The following is a 19,551-nucleotide window of genomic DNA, read 5'->3' on the forward strand; positions in this document are numbered from 1 at the left end:
CGCCAATCGGCGCACGGGCGTGCATCACCAGGGGTCGATGAAACCGCGGCGCGGCGGCAGCGCGCGGCCGTCGGTCGAGGCCAGCACGCGCAGCAGCCAGGCACGCGTGTCGGCGGGATCGATCACGGCGTCGATCTCCAGGTGGCTGGCCATGTTCAGCGCCTGCCCGCGCTCCACCGCGGCCGCCAGCAGGCGGTCGAACAAGGCCTGGCGCGCGGCCTCGGGCGCTGCGGCGAGCTCCTTGCTGAAGCCCAGCCGCACCGCGCCTTCCAGCCCCATCGCGCCGAACTCGCCGCTGGGCCAGGCGCAGGTGGCCACCGGCGCGTGGAAATGGCCGGCGGTGAGCGCCATCGCGCCCAGGCCGTAGCCGCGGCGCAGCACCACGCTGGCCACCGGCACGCGCAGCGCCGCGGCGGTCACGAACAGGCGCGCCGCGTGGCGCACCATCGCGGTCTTCTCGCTCTCGGGGCCGACCATGAAGCCCGGCGTGTCGACGAAGCTCAGCAGCGGCAGCCCGTGCGCGTCGGCGAGTTGCATGAAACGCGCGAGCTTGTCGCAGGCCGGCGCGTCGAGCGCGCCGCCCAGGTGCCGCGGCTGGCTCGCCGCCACGGCAACGCTGCGCCCGCCCAGCCGCGCCAGCGCGGTGACGACACCGGCACCGAAGTCGCGCCGCAGTTCCAGCAGGCTGCCGGCGTCCATCACGGTGGCGACGATGGCGCGCGGGTCGTACAGCGCGTTGCGGTTCTCGGGCAGCGCGTGGCGCAGCGACAGCGCATCGCCGCCGGCCGCGGCGTCCAGGCCACGCGGCGCCGTCACCAGCGCCAGGTAGTGGCGCGCGGCGACCACCGCCGCGGCCTCGTCGGGCACCAGCACGTCGACGACGCCGTTGGCCGCCTGCACCGACGCCGGCCCCACCGCGTCGGCATCGACGCGCCCGAGGCCTCCGCCTTCGATCATCGCCGGCCCGCCCATGCCGATGCTCGCGGACTGTGTGGCGATCACCACGTCGCAGCAGCCCAGCAGCGCCGCGTTGCCGGCGAAGCAGCGCCCGTGCACGATGCCCACCAGCGGCACCTGCCCGGACAGCGCGGCCAGCCGCGCGAAACTGGTGCAGTCCAGGCCCGCCACGCCCAGCCAGTCGACGTCGCCCGGCCGGCCGCCGCCGCCTTCGGCGAACAGCACCAGCGGCAGCCGCTGCGCCGCGGCCAGCGCCAGCAGGCGGTCGGCCTTGGCGTGGTTGAACACGCCCTGCGTGCCGGCGAGCACGGTGTAGTCGTAGGCCATCACCGCCACCGGCCGCCCCGCGACCAGGCCGGTGCCGGTGACGAGCCCGTCGGCCGGCGTGTGGCGCTGCAGGTCGTCGAGGCTGCGTCGGCTGCGCTGCGCCGCCACCGCGAGCGCGCCGTACTCGGTGAAGCTGCCGGCGTCCAGCAGGTCGTCGACGTTCTCGCGCGCGCTGCGCCCGCCCGCGGCGTGGCGCCGCGCCATCGCCTCGGGCCGCGCGGCGTCGAGCGTCAGCGCGTGGCGGTCCAGCACGGCCTGCAGCGCTGCACGCGGCACGGCTGGGTCGGGAGCAGCGGGCGGTGTCACGGAAGCGGCGGCGGTCGGCACGGTGCCGGGCTCGAAGCGCAGCAGCGGCGCGCCTTCGGGCAGCACCTCGCCCACCGCCGCGTAGACGCCGCGCACGACGCCTGCGCAGGGGGCCTGCAGCGGCACCTCCATCTTCATGGCTTCCTGCACCACCAGCGTCTGCCCCGCGGCCACGGCCTGCCCGGCCACGACCTCGATGCCGATCACCGCGCCGTGCACCGGGGCCGCCAGCACCCGCGCCGTGCCGCCGTTGTTGTCTGCTGCCATCGTGCTGCTCTCCTCGGCCGCGATTGTCGCGGCGGCGCGTCGGCGGCAGCGTCGCCCGCGCGACGCGCCTGCCGCGCACCCGGGCCGCCGGCCGGCAAGGCGTCATACTTCGTTACCCATGCCGAGCCCCTGGACACTGGCGTCATGACGTCTCCCCCTGCCGCAGACGCTGCGGGCCTGCCTGCGCCGACACCGGCCGAAGCCGCTGCGTGGCTGGCCGAAGCGCCGGCGCCGCTGGCTTGCGTGGACGCGACCGGCCGGCTGCGCTGGGCCAACGCCGCAGGTGTGTCGCTGCTGGGGCCGCTGGTTGCGGGCCAGCCGCTGGCCGACGCGCTGCAGCTGGGCGCCGCCGCCCGGCAGGCGCTGCAGCAGCTGCTGGCCGAAGGCGGTGCCGTCGAGCTGGTCACCCGCTGCGGCGCGCTGGCGGCCAGCGCGCACCGCACGGCCGGCGGCGACTGGCTGCTCGGGTTCACGTCGATCGCGCCGCTGCAGGCGCTGCGTGCGCGCGCCGAGCGGGCCGAGGAACTGCTCGACATGGCGCGCCAGATGGGCCGGCTCGGCGCGTGGGAACGCAACGTGCGCACCGGTTCAGGCCGCTGGGACCGCGAGATCTTCCGCATGCGCGGCGTGGTCGGCGACGGCGGCGACGCGCCCGACTTCGACACCACGCTGGACCTGACGGTCGAGGCCGACCGGGCCGGGCTCGCCGCCGCGTTCAAGCAGTCGCTGGCGCAGGCGGGCGACTATTCGCACCGCTACCGCGTCTTCGGCGAAGACGGCCGCGTGCGCCAGCTGCACTCGCACTGGCGCGTGAAGAACGGTGCCGACGGCAGCCCCGAGCAGGTCATCGGGCTGCTGATGGACGACACGCAGGCCTGGGCGCTGGCCCGCAGCTACGACCAGATGGTGTCGCAGCTGGCGCTGGCGGTGGACCTGGCCGGCATCGCGATCTGGCGCCACGACCTGGTGACGCAGCGCATGCACTACAACGCGCAGGCCTTCGCGGTGCTCGACATGCCGCCGCGGCCCGACGGCCTGTCCATCGACGAGGTGCGGGCGCTGATCCACCCCGGCGACCTGCCCGCGGTGCTGGCCTCGGTCGAGGCGGCCCTGCAGAGCGACCGCCCGGTGGACTTCGAGGCGCGCTATCGCCGCCGCGACGGCCGCTACCGCGCGATCATGATGCGCCGGGCCGTGCAGCGCGACGCCGATGGCACGCCCATCGCCTTCATCGGCGTGGCGCTCGACGTCACCGAACGCCAGGAGAACATCCGCCGCACCGCCGAGCTGGGCCGGCGCTTCGAACTCGCCACGCGCGCCGCCGGCATCGGCTACTGGAGCCTGGAACGCGACCAGGACCGCGCGCGCTGGAGCGACCAGCTGCGCGCGATCCACGGCCTGGCACCGGACGCGCCGGTGCCGACCATGCGCGAGTGGCTGTCGCAGTGGGTGCACCCCGACGACCGGGCCGATGCGCGGCGCCGGCTCGACGACTGGGTCCGCAGCGGCCGCAGCACGCTGCAGTCCGACTTCCGCATCGTGCGCACCGACGGCCAGGTGCGGCACGTCATCACGCACTCGCGGGTGGAGGTGGCGGCCGACGGCGAGGACCGCGGACTGCTGTTCGGCCTGGTGATCGACGCCACCGAGCGACGCGACGTCGAACTCGCGCTGCGCCAGGCCTCCGAGCGCGCGGCGCTGGCGGCGCGCGGCGCCGGCATCGGCACCTGGGAAGTGGACCTGCGGGACGGCAGCGTGTTCTGGGACGAGCAGATGTGGCGCCTGCGCGGCCGCCCGCCCCGTGCGCTGGCACCCAGCGCCGACGAGCGGCTGGAGATGGTGCACGAGGACGACCGCGCCGCCATCGCCGACTACAACAGCAGCCTGCTGGCCCACGAAGGACCGACGAACCAGGAGTTCCGCATCGTCACGCCCGATGGCCGCGTGCGCTGGATCGCCTCGCGCTCGGTGGCGGTGCGCGACGGAGACGGCCGGCTGGTGCGCCGTGTCGGCGCCAACTGGGACATCACCGACAGCCGCACGGCCGAGGCCGTGCGCCAGGAGCGCGAGATCGCGCAGCGCGAGAGTCAGGCCAAGAGCAAGTTCCTGGCGCGCATGAGCCACGAGCTGCGCACGCCGCTGAACGCCGTGCTGGGCTTCGCGCAGCTGCTGCTGGCCGAGGACGCCGGCACCGACGCGGCGGCCGAGAGCCGGCGGCGCCGGCTCGAGCACATCCGCGGCGCGGGAGAGCACCTGCTCGAGCTGATCAACGACGTGCTCGACCTGTCCAGCCTGGAAGGCGGCGAGATGAAGATCGCGCTGCAGCCGGTGCCGCTGCAGCCGCTGCTGACCGAGACCTTGCCGCTGCTCGAGCCGCTGCTGCGCGAGCGCGGCGTGCAGCTGGAGACCGGCACGCTGGAAGGCGTGCCGCTGGCCGACGCCACGCGGCTGCGCCAGATCCTGCTGAACCTGATCGGCAACGCCATCAAGTACAACCGCGACGGCGGGCGTGTGCGCGTGGACGCGCTGCGCCGCGGCGCGCAGGTGCTGGTGCGCGTGGCCGACACCGGCCGCGGCATGACCGACCTGCAGATGCGCCACCTGTTCGAGCCCTTCAACCGGCTCGGCCTGGAACACGAGGGCATCCAGGGCACCGGCATCGGGCTGGCGATCGTGAAGGCGCTGATCGAGCGCATGGGCGGCTCGGTCCACGTCGACAGCACGCTGGGCGTGGGCAGCAGCTTCGAGCTGCGCCTGTCCGATGCCTCGGGCCAGGCGCCGCCGACGCCGCTGCCTCCGCGCAGCAGCCGCCCGGTGCCGCTGGCCGACGGCGGCCAGCGCCCGCCGCGCGGCACCCTGCTCTACATCGAGGACAACCCCGTCAACGCGCTGATCATCTCCGAGCTGATCAGCCGCCGTCCCGACCTGCAGCTGCACATCGCCGTCGACGGCCTGAGCGGCGTGGAGCGCGCGTGCGAACTGCGGCCCGACCTGGTGCTGCTGGACATGCAGCTGCCCGACATCGACGGCCACGAGGTGCTGCGCCGGCTGCGCGGCACGCCCGCCACGGCGGCGATCCCGGTGATCGCGCTGTCGGCCAACGCGATGCCCGAGGACATCGACCGCGCGCTGCGCGCCGGCATGTCCGACTACTGGACCAAGCCGCTGGACTTCCGCGCCTTCATGGCGTCGATCGAGTCCATGTTCGGGCCCGGCCCCGGGGCCGGACCCGCCTGAGTCCGCGACCCGGTCAGGCCGGCGCGTCCTCGAGCAGCCCGCGCTTGTCCAGCAGCGGCTGCACCGTGGGCGCGCGGCCGCGGAAGGCAGCGAAGGCCGCACCCGGCTCCAGGCTGTTGCCGGCGCCGTAGATGTAGCGCCGCAGCGCCGCCGCCACCTGGGGGTCGAACGGGTTGCCGGCTTCGCGGAAGGCGCCGTAGCCGTCGGCATCGAGCACCTCGGCCCACAGGTACACGTAGTAGCCGGCGGCGTAGCCCGAGCTGGAGAACAGGTGCTGGAAGTGCACCAGCCGGTGGTTCAGCCCCACGCCGGGCGGCAGGCCGTGGCGCTGCAGCACCTGGGCCTCGAAGGCGCACAGGTCGGCCGGCGGCTCGGCGTCGGGCAGCGCATGCACCGCCATGTCGACGATGGCGCTGGCCGTGTAGCGCACGGTCTCGTAGCCCTGGTTGAACCGCCGCGCGGCCTGCATGCGCCGCACCAGGTCGTCGGGGATCGGGGCCCCGGTCTGCCAGTGGCGCGCGTGCTTCCTCAGCACCTCGGGCTCGGTGATCCAGTGCTCGAACAGCTGCGACGGCAGCTCGACGAAGTCGCGCAGCACCTGCGTGCCCGACAGGCGCTCGTACGTCACGTCCGACAGCAGCCCGTGCAGGCCGTGGCCGAACTCGTGGAACAGCGTGCGGGCGTCGTCCAGCGACAGCAGCGTCGGCGCGCCGGATGCGCCCTTGGCGAAGTTGTTGTTGTTCAGGATCACCGGGGCGCGGAAGCCGCCGTTGCGGCTTTGCCAGCGCAGCGAGCTCATCCAGGCGCCGCTGCGCTTGGACGCGCGCGCGAAGTTGTCCTGCACGAACACGCCCACCAGCGCGCCGTCGGCGCCGGTCACCTCGTAGGCCTTCACGTCGGGGTGGTAGACCGGCAGGTCGGCACGCGGCGTGAAGCGCAGGCCGAACAGGCGCTGCGCGCAGTCGAACGCGGCCTGCACGACGTTGTCGAGCAGGAAGTACGGCTTGACCTCGGCGTCGTCGAGCGCGTAGCGCTGCTGGCGCACCTTCTCGGCCCAGAAGCGCCAGTCCCAGGACTCGATCGTGCCGGCGGCGCCCTCGGCCGCCATCACCGCTTCCAGCGCCGCGCGCTCGCGCTGCACCGCCTTCAGCGCGCGCGGCCAGACCTCGTCGAGCAGGCGCTGCACGCTGGCGTGGTTGCCCGCCATCGTGTCGGTCAGCGCGTAGTCGGCGTAGCTGGCGTGGCCGTGCAGCCGTGCCTGCTCGTTGCGCAGGCGCAGGATCTGCCGTGCCACGTCGCGGTTGTCGTGCTCGCCCGCGTGCTCGCCGCGGCTGGTCCAGGCGCGCCAGGCCTGCTCGCGCAGGTCGCGCCGCGCCGAGAAGGTCAGGAAGGGCACGACCAGCGAGCGCGACAGCGTGATCACGTGGCCGTTGTCGGCGTCCAGGCCGCGTTCGGCGGCGGCCTGGCGCGCTGCGGCACGCACGAAGTCGGGCAGCCCGGCCAGTTCGTCCTCGGTGCGCAGCACCATCTGGAAGGCCGACTCGTCGTGCAGCACGTTCTGCGCGAAGCGGGTGGTCAGCGCCGCCAGCTCCTGCATCACCTCGGCGTAGCGCCGCTGGGCCGCGGGCTCCAGGCGCGCCCCGGCGCGCACGAAGTCCAGGTGCACCCGCTCCAGCAGCCGCAGCTGCTCGGGCGACAGGCCCAGCGCGGCGCGGTCGCGGTGCAGCGCGTCGACCCGCGCGAACAGCGCCATGTCCATGTAGGTGGCGCTGTTGTGGGCCGCCAGCGGGGCGGCCATCGCACGCTGCACGGCCTGCAGCTCGGCGCTGGTCTCCGACGCCGTCAGGGCGTAGAAGACCGTGGCGATGCGGCCGAGCAGACGGCCGCTGCGGTCGAAGGCCGCGAGCGTGTTGTCGAAGTCCGGTGCCGCGGTGTCGGTGGCGATGACCCGCAGTTCGTCGCGGTGCTGCTGCATCGCGGCCTCGAAGGCGGGGGCGAAGTGCTCGGGGCGCAGGTCGGCGAAGGGCGGCAGGCCGTGCGGCGCGGTCCAGTCCTGCAGCAGGGGGTTGGTGCTGTGGTGCATGGCGGTCGCGGCCTCACTCGCCACGCTTGATGGCGATCTCGTCGTCTTCGCGGTAGCGGCGCTCGGCGCAGTCGCTCTGCCAGGACTCGCGGTCGGCGTTGACGGCGTTGACGCGCGCGGTCAGGTCGCCGTTGCGCTGGTTCCAGCTGGCCACGCGCGCCTCCAGCGCCTTGGCCTTCTCGTTGTAGGCCGCCACGGCGTCGTTGGACGTGGTCTCGATGCGCACGCGCTCGGCTTCCAGCTCGGCCTGCTGCTTCTGCAGCTCGCCGCGCTCGCGGTCGAGGTTGCGGCGCTCGCGTTCGCGGCGCACGCCTTCCATCTCCTCGACCTTCGCGGCGCGTTCGTTCCACTGCGCCACGCGCGCGGCGTAGTCCTTGTACTTGGCGTTGATGCCGGCCACGGCCTCGCGCGACCCGTCGAGCCGCGTGCGTTCGGCCTTCAGTGCCTCCTGGTCGGCGACCAGCTTGTCCTTCTCGGCGTCGAGCGGTGCGCGCTCGGCCTCGACCTGGGTGCGGCGCGCCACCAGCGTCTCCTGGTTCTTCATGCAGGCGCGCAGCTCGTCGCGGCTCAGGATCTTGCCGCTGCCGGAGCCACCGCCCAGCGAGAGCGTCTTGCCCGCCGCCGCGGCGGGGGCGGGCTTGGCCGCGGGCTTGGGCTGCTGGCTGGTCTGCGCATGGGCCACGGTGATGGCCAGGGCGGACGCGAGGAACACGGCCGTGGTGCGGCCGGTTGCAACGAAGCGGGTCATGGAACGGTCCTCGTCAAGGGGGTGGCCGGCCGGGCCGGCGAAGCCTGCCATCATGCCACCGGCCCGATGCCCCCCAGGGCAGCCCTGGAACAGGGCCGCCCGCGCGCCGCCGGCGTGCAGCCGGGGCGCTGTGGCACAGTGCGCGGCTCGGCCGAACGGCCCGCCTCCTCCCCCCATGGCCCTCAAATCCACCGTCTACAAGGCCGCGCTGCAGATCGCCGACATGGATCGCGCGCTCTATGCCGACCATGCGCTCACGGTCGCCCTGCACCCCTCGGAAACCGAGGAACGCATGATGGTGCGGCTGCTGGCCTTCGCGCTGCAGGTCGCACCCGACGACCACCGCGGGCAGCTGCAGTTCGCGCGCGGCCTGTCGGACACCGACGAGCCCGACCTGTGGCACCACGACCTCACCGGGCAGCTGCTGCACTGGATCGACGTCGGCCAGGTCGACGACCGCCGGCTCGTGAAGGCCAGCGGCCGCGCCGAGCGCGTCACGCTGTACGCGTACGCCAGCAGCGTGCCGGTGTGGTGGGCCGGCATCGAGAACAAGCTGACGCGGCTGCGCAACCTGCAGGTCTGGCAGCTGCCCGCGGCCCAGAGCCAGGAGCTCGCGACGCTGGCCCAGCGCTCGATGCAGCTGCAGGTGACGGTGCAGGACGGCAACGTCTGGATCGGCAACGGCGAACGCAGTGTCGAGATCACACCCGTGCTGCTTTACGGCACCGAACCCGTCCGCAAATGAACCCCATGACCCCCGATCCCCAGGCTCCGCAGGACGACCCCTGGCTCTGGCTCGAGGACGTGCTCGGCGAGCGCGCCCTGGCCTGGGTGCGCGCGCGCAACGCCGAGAGCGAAGCCGTGCTGCAGGCCACGCCGCGCTTCGCCGAGACGCGCGAGGCCATCCGCGAGGTGCTGGACTCGCGCGCGCAGATCCCCTACGTGGTGCGGCGCGGCACGCACTTCTACAACTTCTGGCGCGACGCGCAGCACCCGCGCGGCCTGTGGCGGCGCTGCACGCCGGACGACTACCGCCAGGCCGAACCGGCCTGGGAGACGGTGCTGGACATCGACGCGCTGGCCGCGGCCGAAGGCGAGAACTGGGTCTGGGCCGGCGCGCAGGCCTTCGGGCCCGCGTACCGGCGCGCCCTGGTCGCGCTGTCGCGCGGCGGCGCCGACGCCAGCGTGGTGCGCGAGTTCGACCTCGAAGGCAAGCGCTTCGTCGACGGCGGCTTCGCGCTGCCCGAGGCGAAGTGCACGCTGGAGTGGCTGGACGCCGACACGGTGTTCGTGGCCACCGACTTCGGCGCCGGCTCGCTGACCGATTCGGGCTACCCGCGCGTCGTCAAGCGCTGGCGCCGCGGCACGCCGCTGGCCGCGGCCGAGACCGTGTTCGAAGGCGAGGCAGGCGACGTGCGCGCCTCGGTGCAGGTGGACCGCACGCCGGGCTTCGAGCACACGGTCTTCGTGCGCGCCACCGACTTCTACAACAACCGCCTGTGGCTGCAGCAGGGCACGCAGCTGGTGGAGCTGGACAAGCCCAGCGACGCGACGCTGTTCTTCTGGCGCGCGCACGTGCTGATCGAGCTGCGCAGCGACTGGACGGTCGGCGACACGACCTGGCCACGCGGCAGCCTGCTGGTGGCCGACGCCGCGGCCTACCTGCGCGGCAAGCGCGCGCTGCAGGCCTTGTTCACGCCCACCGCAACGGCGTCGCTGGCGGGCCTGACGGCCACGCGCAGCAGCCTGCTGCTGAACGTGCTGGACAACGTGGCCAGCCGGCTGGAGACCCGCACACCGGGCGCCACCGGCTGGCAGGCGGCACCGTTGGAAGCGCCGCACCCGGGCACCTTGTCGGTGACGGCGCTGCACGACGAGCTGCTGGGCGAGGCCGACCCGCTGGCCGAGCACTTCCTGCTGAACTACACCGACTTCCTGACGCCCGATGCGCTGCTGCTCGGACAGCTCGGCCAGCCGGGGCTGGAACGGCTGAAGTCGCGCCCGGCCTTCTTCGACGCCACAGGCTGCCGCGTCGAGCAACGCTTCGCGACCAGTGCAGACGGCACGCGCGTGCCCTACTTCGTGGTCTGGCCCGCCGGCGCGCGCGCCGACGGCCGCAACCCCACGCTGCTGTACGGCTACGGCGGCTTCGAGGTGCCGCTGCAGCCCGGCTACAGCGGCACCACCGGCCGCGCCTGGCTGGCACGCGGCGGTGTCTACGTGCTGGCCAACCTGCGCGGCGGCGGCGAGTTCGGCCCCGGTTGGCACCAGGCCGCGGTGCGCGAGCACAAGCAGCGCAGCTACGACGACTTCGCCGCGGTGGCCGAGGACCTGGTGCGCAGCGGCGTCACGCAGCCGCACAAGCTGGCCATCGAGGGCGGCAGCAACGGCGGCCTGCTGGTGGGCGCGGTGATGCTGCAGCGGCCCGAGCTGTTCAAGGCCGTGGTCTGCATGGTGCCGCTGCTGGACATGCGCCGCTACCACCGGCTGCTGGCCGGCGCCTCGTGGATGGCCGAGTACGGCAACCCCGACGATGCCGGCGACTGGGCCTTCATCGGCCGCTACAGCCCCTACCAGAACGTGCGCGCCGACCGCAAGCTGCCGGCCGTGCTGTTCACCACCTCCACGCGCGACGACCGCGTGCACCCCGGCCACGCACGCAAGATGGCTGCCCGCATGCTGGAGCAGGGCCACCAGGTGCTGTACTGGGAGAACCTGGAAGGCGGCCACGGCGGCGCGGCCGACAACGCCCAGCGCGCGCAGATGATGGCGCTGGAGAACAGCTTCCTGTGGCTGCAGCTCGGCTGACCTGGGTCGACACGCCCGGCACGCCGCTGCCGCCGGCCAGCCAGGCGCTCGGCCCCGACACCGAAGCGCCGGGCCTGGTGGCGGCCGGCGGCGAAGTGACGACGGCGCGTCTGGAGGAAGCCTACCGGCTGGGCATCTTCCCCTGGTACAGCACGGGCCAGCCGGTGCTGTGGTGGAGCCTGGACCCGCGCATGGTGCTGCCGGTGGCCGGGTTCCGGCTGTCGCAGTCGCTCAAGAAGACGCTGCGCCGCTTCGTGCGCACGCCGGGCTGCGCCATCCGCATCGACAGCGCGTTCGAGGCCGTCATCGCTGCCTGCGCCGGCACGCCGCGCGCCGGCCAGGACGGCACCTGGATCGTTCCCGAGATGCAGGCCGCCTACACCGCCTGGCACCGCGCCGGGCGCGCGCACAGCATCGAGACCTGGATCGACGGCCAGCTGGCCGGCGGCCTGTACGGCGTGGGCATCGGCCGCATGTTCTACGGTGAGTCGATGTTCGCGCACCGCACCGATGCCTCGAAGATCGCGCTGTGCGCGCTGGTGTGCTTCGCGCGCAGCCACGGCATCGCGCTCATCGACTGCCAGCAGAACACGCAGCACCTGGCGTCGTTCGGCGCGCGCGAGATCCCGCGCGACGACTTCGTGGCCCACGTGGCGCGGGCCACGGCCGAGCCCGACATCGGCGATTGGACCTATGATGCTGCGATGTGGTCGCAGCTGCTGTCCGGCTGACGGCCACGACTCAGGGGCGACTCCCGCGTGACGCATCCGAAAGAGCTTCCTCTCTCGTCGCTGCAGTTCTATGCCACGGCGCCGTACCCGTGCAGCTACCTGCCGGGCCAGCAGGCGCGCTCGCAGGTCGCCACGCCCAGCCACCTGATCCATGCCGACGCCTATTCCGGTCTCGTGGCCAACGGCTTCCGGCGCAGCGGCATGTTCACCTACCGGCCCTACTGCGACGGTTGCCGCGCCTGCGTGCCGCTGCGCGTGCCGGTGGCCACGTTCGCGCCCACGCGCAGCCAGCGCCGCGCCTGGAAGGCACACGGCACGCTGAAGGCCCGCGTGCTGCGCCTGTGCTTCGTGCCCGAGCACTACCAGCTCTACCTGCGCTACCAGAGCGGCCGCCACGCCGGCGGCGGCATGGACCACGACAGCGTCGACCAGTACACGCAGTTCCTGCTGCAAAGCCGCGTCAACTCGCGCCTGGTCGAGTTCCGCGAGGCCGCCGTCGACGGCAGTGCCGGCGCGCTGAAGATGGTCAGCATCCTCGACGTGCTCAACGACGGCATCTCGGCCGTCTACACGTTCTACGAACCCGAGCCGCACGCCAGCTACGGCACCTACAGCGTGCTGTGGCAGATCGAGCAGACGCGGCAGCTCAAGCTGCCGCACGTCTACCTGGGCTACTGGATCGCGCAGAGCCCGAAGATGGCCTACAAGACACAGTTCGGCCCCTACCAGGTGCTGCTAGACGGGCAGTGGCAGGCACCGCCTGCCGCGGCGCAGCCCGCTCAGCCGGCGTAGCCCGCGCGGAGCCAGCGCTCGCCGTCGGTCGCGGCCTCGCCGTCGGCCTGCAGCTTCAGCAGGTGCGCCAGCAGCGAGCGCCGGGCCACCGGGTGCAGCGCCGGCGGCACGTCGGCGTAGGCCAGCAGCACCAGGTCGTCCAGGCTGCCCGCGCCGGCCTCGCGCAGCGCGTCGCGCACGCGCGCCTCGCGCTTGAGCCGGTGCGCGATCAGCGCGCGCAGCACCGCGTGCGGCTGGTCGACCAGGAAGCCGTGGCCGGGCGCCAGCCAGTCCAGGTCTTCATCCAGCAGGGCCCGCAGCGCGCGCAGGTAGGCCGCCATGTCGCCGTCGGGCGGGTTGATCACGACGGTGGAGCCCTGCATCACGTGGTCGCCGGTGAAGAGCGTCTTCTCTTCCTCCAGCAGGTAGCACAGGTGGTTCGAGGCATGGCCGGGCGTGTGCAGCACGCGCAGCGTGACGCCGGGTGCGAGCGCGATGCGCTCGCCGTGCTGCGGCTCGCGCTGCGGCGCGAAGCTGTCGTCCTGCCACTGCGGGTGCGCCGCCACCTGCCCCCACACCGGTGCGCCGGTGGCCAGCGCCAGCGCAGCGGCGCCGGGGGAATGGTCGCGGTGCGTGTGCGTGACCAGGATGCGCGTGATGCGCCCGTGCACCGCGGCCACGGCGTCCAGCAGCGCCTGCTGGTGCGCGGCCAGGTCGGGGCCGGGGTCGATGACCGCCCAGTGGTCGCCGGCACCGACCAGGTAGCTGTTGGTGCCGGGGCCGGTCATCACGCCCGGGTTGTGCGCGGTGACGCGCAACACGTGGGGCGACAGCCGCACCGCGCGGCCGGCGACGATGTCGCTGCAGACGTCGCCGCGGCCGGTGGGGTCGAGGCGGCCGATCTCGGCGTAGGGCAGTTCGTCGGGCAGCACGACCACGCGCTCGCCGTGGCGCGAGCGGCCCACGCGCGGCATCGTCAGCGGGATGTGCTGCCGCGCCTGCGCCTCGGCCAGCGCGTCGGCCGCGCGCGCGAAGCGGCCCAGGTCCTGCAGCGTGCGGCGCGTCACCGGCAGCAGCTTCAGCGCCCGCTCGGCCGACAGCGCCTCCGCCGGCGTCAGCCACATCAGCTCCACCGCTTCGCCGTAGTCGGCTTCGGCGTGCTGGCCGGCGGGCGCCAGCGCGGCGAAGAAGCGGGTGTCGAAGCGCTTGGGCGTGCCGGGCGGCGTCAGCCAGTGGCTGTGGTACGCCAGCCCCTGCAGGTTCCAGCGCACGCCCAGGGCCTGCGCGAAGTCGGCCGCCCCCGCGTCGCCGCGCTGCAGGCGGTCGCGCCAGGGCTGGGCCAGCGCTGCGTCGACCTCGGCGTCCAGCAGCAGCAGGCCCACTTCCTCGAAGCACTCGCGCAGCGCGGCGATGGCGTAGTCCAGCGCGCCCTCGGCCATGCCGAAGCGCCGGGCCAGTGTCGCGTCGTCCCAGCCCACCGCGTGCGCATGGGCGAGGCGGTCGCGCGGGTCGACCACGCCGCCCGGGAACACGCAGGCGCCGCTGCGCTGGTCGCCGTCGCGTTCGGCGCGGCGCAGCATCAGCACCTCCATGCCCGCCGCGCCGTCGCGCAGCAGGATCAGCGACGCGGCGGGCCGCGCGTCGGGCGGGATGCGGTAGTTGTCCATCTCGCCACTCACTTCGCGGCTCCAGCCGCACGCAGCGCCGTGATCGCCGCGGCATCGAAGCCGGCCTCGGCCAGCACCGCGTCGGTGTGCTGGCCCGGCGTGGGCGCCGACCGCGGCGGCGCCGGCCGGCTGCGGTCGAAGCGCGGTGCGGGCCCGGGCTGCACCACGCCGTCGAGCGTGACGAAGGCCTCGCGTTCGCGCGCATGGCGGTGCTGCGGCGCCTCGTCCATCGACAGCACCGGCGCGAAGCAGGCGTCGCTGCCTTCCAGCGCCGCGCACCAGTCGTCGCGGCTGCGCGTGGCGATGACCGCGGTAATGGCGCTGCGCATCTCGGGCCACAGGCGGCGGTCGTACTGGCGCTGCACGAAGCGGGCGTCGAGGCCGATGCGCGTGGCGAGCTCGGCGAAGAACTTCGGCTCCAGCGCCGCCAGCGCCACGTGGCGGCCGTCGCTGGTGGCGTAGGTGTCGTAGAAGGGCGCGCCGCCGTCGAGCAGGTTCTCGCCGCGTGGCGCATCCCAGCTGCCGCCGGCTTGCAGGCCGTAGAAGATGGACATCAGCGAGGCCGCGCCGTCCACCATCGCGGCGTCGACCACCTGTCCGCGGCCCGAGCGCTGGCGCTCGTACAGCGCGGCCATCACGCCGAAGGCCAGGTACAGCGCGCCGCCGCCGTAGTCGCCCACCAGGTTCAGCGGCGGCACCGGCTTGCCGCCGGCCGGGCCGATGGCGTGCAGCGCGCCGGTGAGCGCGATGTAGTTCAGGTCGTGGCCGGCGGCCTGCGCCAGCGGGCCGGTCTGGCCGAAGCCGGTCATGCGACCGTAGACGAGGCCGGCGTTGCGTGCGAGGCACGCGGCCGGGCCCAGGCCCAGGCGCTCGGCCACGCCGGGTCGCCAGCCTTCGATCAGCACGTCGGCACCGGCGATCAGATGCAGCGCGGCGTCGCGCCCCGCGGGCTGCTTCAGGTCGAGCTGCACCGAACGCCGGCTGCGCGCGTTGACGTCATGCCGCGGCGCCATCGCGACACCCAGGCCGCTGGCCTCGGTGCGGTCGATGCGCACGACGTCGGCGCCCAGGTCGGCCAGCAGCATCGCGCACATCGGGCCGGGCCCGATGCTGGCAAGTTCGATCACGCGCAATCCGTGCAGAGGTCCCATCGGCGACACCGTCGTTCAGCAGCGCACGAGTGTGCCTCAGCGCCGCGCTGCGCCACACCGGGCCCGGCCCGGGGAACACCTGGATTCGGCAGCACCGCGGCCCACCCTAGACTCCGCGCCATGCTGCACCGCCTGCGCCCTGCTCTCACGCTGCTTGCCACCGGCCTGCTGTGCCCCACCGCGCTGCACGCGGCCTCGCCGGCGCCGGTGGCCGCCCCCAACGGCATGGTCGTCACCGCCCAGCACCTGGCCACGAAGGTGGGCGTCGACGTGCTGAAGGCCGGCGGCAACGCCATCGACGCGGCGGTCGCCGTGGGCTACGCGCTGGCCGTCGTCTACCCCGCGGCGGGCAACCTGGGCGGCGGCGGCTTCATGACGCTGCGGCTGGCCGACGGCCGCAGCAGCTTCATCGACTTCCGCGAGACCGCACCGCTGGCCGCCCGCCCCGGCATGTACCTGGGGCCCGATGGGCAGCCCGTGCCCGGCCTCAGCCGCCGCGGCCACCTGGCGGTGGCCGTGCCCGGCACCGTGGCGGGGCTGGAGATGGCGCGCAGCAAGTACGGCACGCTGTCGCCGCTGCTGCTGATGTCGCCCGCGATCCGCCTGGCCGACGAGGGTTTCGTGCTGGAGCAGGGCGACGCCGACATGTTCTCGACCGCCGCCGACGACCTGCGCCGCGACGCGGCCGCGGCCACCGTGTTCCTGCCGCAGGGCGAGCCGCCGGCTGCCGGCGCGCGGCTGGTGCAGAAGGACCTGGCACAGACGCTGCGCCGCATCGCCGAGGAAGGCCCGGGCGGCTTCTACCGCGGCCCGGTGGGCGCCGCGCTGGTCGAGAGCAGCCAGGCCGGCGGCGGCATCCTGCAGGCGGCCGACCTGGAGCGCTACGCCGCACGCGAACTGCGCCCGGTGGAGTGCGACTACCGCGGCTGGCGCGTCGTGTCGGCGCCGCCACCCAGCGCCGGCGGCGTGGTGCTGTGCCAGATGCTGAACGTGCTGGAAGGCTACCCGCTGGCCGACTGGGGCTGGCGCGCCGCCAAGGCCGTGCACGTGCAGATCGAGGCCATGCGCCACGCCTACGTCGACCGCAACCACGCGCTCGGCGACCCGGACTTCGTCAACAACCCCATCGTGCAGCTGACCAGCAAGGACCACGCGGCGCAGATCCGCGCGACCATCGACCCCGCGCGCGCGGGCGACGCGCGCTCGGTGCGACCGGGCGTGCCGCCGCATGCGGCCTGGCACGAGGGCAGCAACACCACGCACTACAGCATCGTCGACCGGCTGGGCAACGCCGTGTCGGTGACGTACACCCTCAACGACTGGTTCGGCGCGCGCGTGATGGCGCCCGGCACCGGCGTGCTGCTGAACAACGAGATGGACGACTTCACGATCGCGTCCGGCGTGCCCAACCTGCACGGCCTGGTCCAGGGCCGCGCCAACGCCATCGCGCCGGGCAAGCGGCCGCTGTCGTCGATGAGCCCCACCATCGTGCTGCGCGACGGCCAGGTGGCGATGGTGCTGGGCACGCCCGGCGGCAGCCGCATCATCACGACGCTGCTGCACACGCTGGTCAACGTCATCGACCACGGCATGACGATCCAGGAGGCCGTGGACGCGCCGCGCTTCCACCAGCAGTGGCTGCCCGAGGCAACCAGTCTCGAGCCCTTCGCGCTGAGCCCCGACACGCGCGACATCCTGCTCGGCATGGGCCACCAGTTCGCGCCGGCCCAGCCGGCCAACCACGTGGCCGCCATCCTGGTGGGCGCGCCGTCGGTCGGCGGCAAGCCGGTGGGCAACAACCGCCTGTACGGCGCCAACGACCCGCGCCGCGGCACGGGCCTGGCGCTGGGGCACTGACACACGGCCGCGGGCGCCTTGCCGGTCCCGGGTACGATTCGGGTTGTCCCTGACCCTCCCCGAGCCCCCTGCAAGCGATGAGCGCCTTCAACGAAGAACGCGTGCTGAGCGTCCACCACTGGACCGACCGGCTGTTCACCTTCACCACCACGCGCGACCCGTCGCTGCGCTTCTCCAACGGCCACTTCACGATGATCGGCCTGCGCGTCAACGGCAAGCCGCTGCTGCGTGCGTACAGCATCGTGAGCCCGAACTACGAGGAGCACCTGGAGTTCCTCAGCATCAAGGTGCCCGACGGCCCGCTCACGAGCCGGCTGCAGCACATCCAGGTCGGCGACACCGTCATCGTCGGGAGGAAGCCCACCGGTACGCTGGTGGCCGACTACCTGCTGCCGGGCAAGCGCCTGTACCTGCTGTCCACCGGCACCGGCCTGGCGCCCTTCATGAGCATCATCCGCGACCCCGAGGTGTACGAGCGCTTCGAGCACATCGTGCTGGTGCACGGCGTGCGCGAGGTCGACGAGCTGGCGTACCACGACCTCATCACCGAGACGCTGCCCGAGCACGAGTTCCTGGGCGAGATGGTGAAGGACAAGCTGCTGTACTACCCGACCGTGACGCGGCAGGCCTACCGCAACACCGGCCGCATCACCGACGCCATCGCCACCGGCCGGCTGTTCGAGGACCTGGACCTGCCCAGCCTCGACCCCATCCACGACCGCGTGATGATCTGCGGCAGCCCGGCGATGCTGCGCGACCTGAAGCACATGCTCGAAGGCCGCGGCTTCAAGGAAGGCAACACCTCGACGCCGGGCGACTTCGTGATCGAGCGCGCCTTCGCGGAGCAGTGATGCGCAGCGCCGGCACCGCCCTGCTGAGCCTGGCCGCCGTCGCCGTCCTCGCCGGCTGCAGCACCGGACCGCAAGGCGATGCGGTGGTCGTGCGCAGCAGCAACAGCACCACCTGGGCCACCAGCGAGAGCATGGCCGCCGCGGCCGCCGCCGAAGCGCGGGCGCAGGCTGCCCGCGACGCCGCGCGTGCGGCAGCCGCCGCGCGGTCCACGCTGCCTGCTTCCGCTGCCGAGCCGCGCCGTGCCGGTGTCGAGACCGGTCCCGGCCCGGTGGCGCCGGGCACGATGGCCAGCGCCGCCGCGCTGCCGCCGCGCCAGGCCGAGGTCGAGCGCATCGTGTACTTCGACTTCGACCGCACCGAGATCCGCGACGAGTACAAGGGCATGATCGACCGCCGCGCCCGCGCGCTGCTGGCGGCGCCGCAGGCCGGCGTGGTGGTCGAAGGCCATGCCGACGAGCGCGGCGGCCGCGAATACAACCTGGCGCTGGGCCAGAAGCGCGCCGAGGCCGTGGTGCGCGCGCTGGTGCTGCTGGGCGTGCCGCCCGATCGCCTGGAGGCCGTGAGCTTCGGCGACACGCGTCCGGCGGTCCAGGGCCAGGGCGAGCAGGCCTGGTCGCAGAACCGCCGCGCCGAGCTCAAGGACCGCTGAGCAGCGGCCCGCGCACCGAGACCGCCGATGCTGGCCGCCACGCCGCTGATCGACAGCGACCACCCGGACGTCGTGGCGTTCGCCGCGCGGCACGCGCAAGGCGAGGACACCCGCGCGCGCGCCGTGGCGCTGTACGGCGCCGTGCGCGACGGCTTCCGCTACGACCCCTACCGCATCGACCTCTCGCCGCAGGGCATGCGCGCCAGCAGCGTGCTGGCCACCGGCCACGGCTGGTGCGTGCCGAAGGCCGCGCTGCTGACGGCGGCGGCGCGCGCCGCGGGCATCCCGGCGCGCATCGGCTTCGCCGACGTGCGCAACCACCTCAGCACCGCGCGCATGCGCCAGGTGATGCAGACCGATCTGTTCGTGTGGCACGGCTACAGCGAACTGCTGATCGACGGCGCCTGGGTCAAGGCCACGCCGGCCTTCAACATCGAGCTGTGCGACCGCTTCGGGCTGCTGCCGCTGGACTTCGACGGCCGCAGCGATTCGCTCTACCACCCCTTCGACCGCGCGGGACAGCGCCACATGGAATACGTGCACCAGCGCGGCAGCTTCGACGAGCTGCCGCTGCAGCAGCTGGCGGCCGACTTCGCGCGCATCTACCCCGGCCTGGCCGCGGCGGCCGACGCCGACTTCGCGGCCGACGTGGCGCGCGAGACGGGTGCCGCACGATGAACAGCGCCGACATGCCGGTGCCGGCCGGCTTCGTGCCGCTGGACACGATGGGCGGCTTCATCGGCGCCAACGGCCCGCTGTACCTGCGCCACGAAGGCCCGCTGGTGCAGCTGGGCTTTCGGGTCGAGGCGCGCCACACCAACCCGCTGGGCATCTGCCACGGCGGCATGATGGCCACGTTCTGCGACATGCTGCTGCCGCTGTCGGCGCACCGCAAGAGCGCCGAGATCGGCCACCGCTTCCTGCCCACCATCAGCCTGCAGGTCGACTACCTCGCGGCCTCGCCGCTGGGCGCCTGGGTGCAGGGCGAAGCCGAGGTGCTGCGCCACACGCGCAGCCTGGTCTTCATGCAGGGCCTGGTGACGGCCGACGACACGCCGGTGGCGCGTGTCAGCGGCATCTTCAAGATCAGCACGGCCAAGCTGCCGCGGCGCTGACACGCCGGGGGCGGGAACCGCGGCA

The 19,551-nt window shown here is 73.5% G+C and carries 14 protein-coding genes and 1 pseudogene; 10 read left to right on the forward strand and 5 right to left on the reverse strand.

Features of this window, described 5'->3' with window-relative positions:
* Positions 1-24 precede the first annotated feature (24 nt).
* A pseudogene (locus ACPOLB_RS08265) lies at positions 25-1,932 on the reverse strand (carboxyl transferase domain-containing protein); the annotation flags it as partial.
* A gap of 69 nt (positions 1,933-2,001) precedes the next feature.
* On the opposite strand from ACPOLB_RS08265, the gene ACPOLB_RS08270 reads away from it, so the two are divergent.
* Entirely contained in the window at positions 2,002-5,094 is a 3,093-nt protein-coding gene (locus tag ACPOLB_RS08270; RefSeq protein WP_425260844.1) for a PAS domain-containing protein, read from the forward strand.
* Between the two features lie 13 nt (positions 5,095-5,107).
* Here the strand turns inward: ACPOLB_RS08270 and ACPOLB_RS08275 are convergent, their stop codons facing one another.
* On the reverse strand, positions 5,108-7,177 hold the full coding sequence (locus tag ACPOLB_RS08275) for a M3 family metallopeptidase (RefSeq protein WP_425260846.1): 2,070 nt from the start codon (positions 7,175-7,177) through the stop codon (positions 5,108-5,110).
* A gap of 13 nt (positions 7,178-7,190) precedes the next feature.
* Entirely contained in the window at positions 7,191-7,925 is a 735-nt protein-coding gene (locus ACPOLB_RS08280; RefSeq protein WP_425260847.1) for a hypothetical protein, read from the reverse strand.
* A 175-nt stretch (positions 7,926-8,100) separates the two neighbouring features.
* Between ACPOLB_RS08280 and ACPOLB_RS08285 the strand changes: the two genes are divergently transcribed.
* The 4 genes from ACPOLB_RS08285 to ACPOLB_RS08300 are packed head-to-tail and all read left to right on the forward strand — an operon-like array spanning position 8,101 to position 12,256.
* Positions 8,101-8,670: a YaeQ family protein gene (locus ACPOLB_RS08285; RefSeq protein ID WP_425260848.1), complete on the forward strand. Its 570-nt coding sequence runs from the start codon at positions 8,101-8,103 to the stop codon at positions 8,668-8,670.
* A gap of 5 nt (positions 8,671-8,675) precedes the next feature.
* Positions 8,676-10,733, forward strand: coding sequence for a prolyl oligopeptidase family serine peptidase (locus ACPOLB_RS08290; protein WP_425260849.1), 2,058 nt, complete (start codon positions 8,676-8,678; stop codon positions 10,731-10,733).
* Entirely contained in the window at positions 10,715-11,464 is a 750-nt protein-coding gene (gene aat, locus ACPOLB_RS08295) for a leucyl/phenylalanyl-tRNA--protein transferase (protein ID WP_425260850.1), read from the forward strand. Before ACPOLB_RS08290 ends, aat begins: the two co-directional genes overlap by 19 nt.
* Before the next feature lie 27 nt (positions 11,465-11,491).
* Positions 11,492-12,256 (forward strand): arginyltransferase, encoded by a 765-nt coding sequence (locus ACPOLB_RS08300; RefSeq protein WP_425260851.1) that lies wholly within the window; start codon positions 11,492-11,494, stop codon positions 12,254-12,256.
* On the opposite strand, the gene ACPOLB_RS08305 is transcribed toward ACPOLB_RS08300, so the two are convergent.
* Positions 12,244-13,902 (reverse strand): MBL fold metallo-hydrolase, encoded by a 1,659-nt coding sequence (locus ACPOLB_RS08305; protein WP_425260852.1) that lies wholly within the window; start codon positions 13,900-13,902, stop codon positions 12,244-12,246. The genes ACPOLB_RS08300 and ACPOLB_RS08305 overlap by 13 nt on opposite strands.
* 8 nt (positions 13,903-13,910) lie before the next feature.
* Entirely contained in the window at positions 13,911-15,053 is a 1,143-nt protein-coding gene (locus ACPOLB_RS08310; RefSeq protein ID WP_425260853.1) for a CaiB/BaiF CoA transferase family protein, read from the reverse strand.
* A 120-nt stretch (positions 15,054-15,173) separates the two neighbouring features.
* Between ACPOLB_RS08310 and ggt the strand changes: the two genes are divergently transcribed.
* From ggt to ACPOLB_RS08335, 5 genes are all read left to right on the forward strand, one after another.
* Positions 15,174-16,910, forward strand: a complete 1,737-nt coding sequence (ggt, locus tag ACPOLB_RS08315) for a gamma-glutamyltransferase (RefSeq protein WP_425260854.1) — start codon at positions 15,174-15,176, stop codon at positions 16,908-16,910.
* 77 nt (positions 16,911-16,987) lie between these two features.
* A complete protein-coding gene (locus tag ACPOLB_RS08320) occupies positions 16,988-17,761 on the forward strand; it encodes a ferredoxin--NADP reductase (protein ID WP_425260855.1) in 774 nt (257 codons plus the stop codon).
* Positions 17,761-18,411 (forward strand): peptidoglycan-associated lipoprotein Pal, encoded by a 651-nt coding sequence (gene pal, locus ACPOLB_RS08325; protein WP_425260856.1) that lies wholly within the window; start codon positions 17,761-17,763, stop codon positions 18,409-18,411. Before ACPOLB_RS08320 ends, pal begins: the two co-directional genes overlap by 1 nt.
* Positions 18,412-18,438: 27 nt before the next feature.
* Positions 18,439-19,089 carry a transglutaminase domain-containing protein gene (locus tag ACPOLB_RS08330; protein WP_425260857.1) on the forward strand — a complete coding sequence of 217 codons (651 nt, stop codon included), beginning with the start codon at positions 18,439-18,441 and terminating at the stop codon, positions 19,087-19,089.
* A complete protein-coding gene (locus ACPOLB_RS08335) occupies positions 19,086-19,526 on the forward strand; it encodes a PaaI family thioesterase (protein ID WP_425260858.1) in 441 nt (146 codons plus the stop codon). Before ACPOLB_RS08330 ends, ACPOLB_RS08335 begins: the two co-directional genes overlap by 4 nt.
* Positions 19,527-19,551 lie beyond the last annotated feature (25 nt).

Origin of the sequence: Rubrivivax soli (assembly GCF_049810355.1) — a bacterium.
Lineage (GTDB): Bacteria > Pseudomonadota > Gammaproteobacteria > Burkholderiales > Burkholderiaceae_C > Rubrivivax.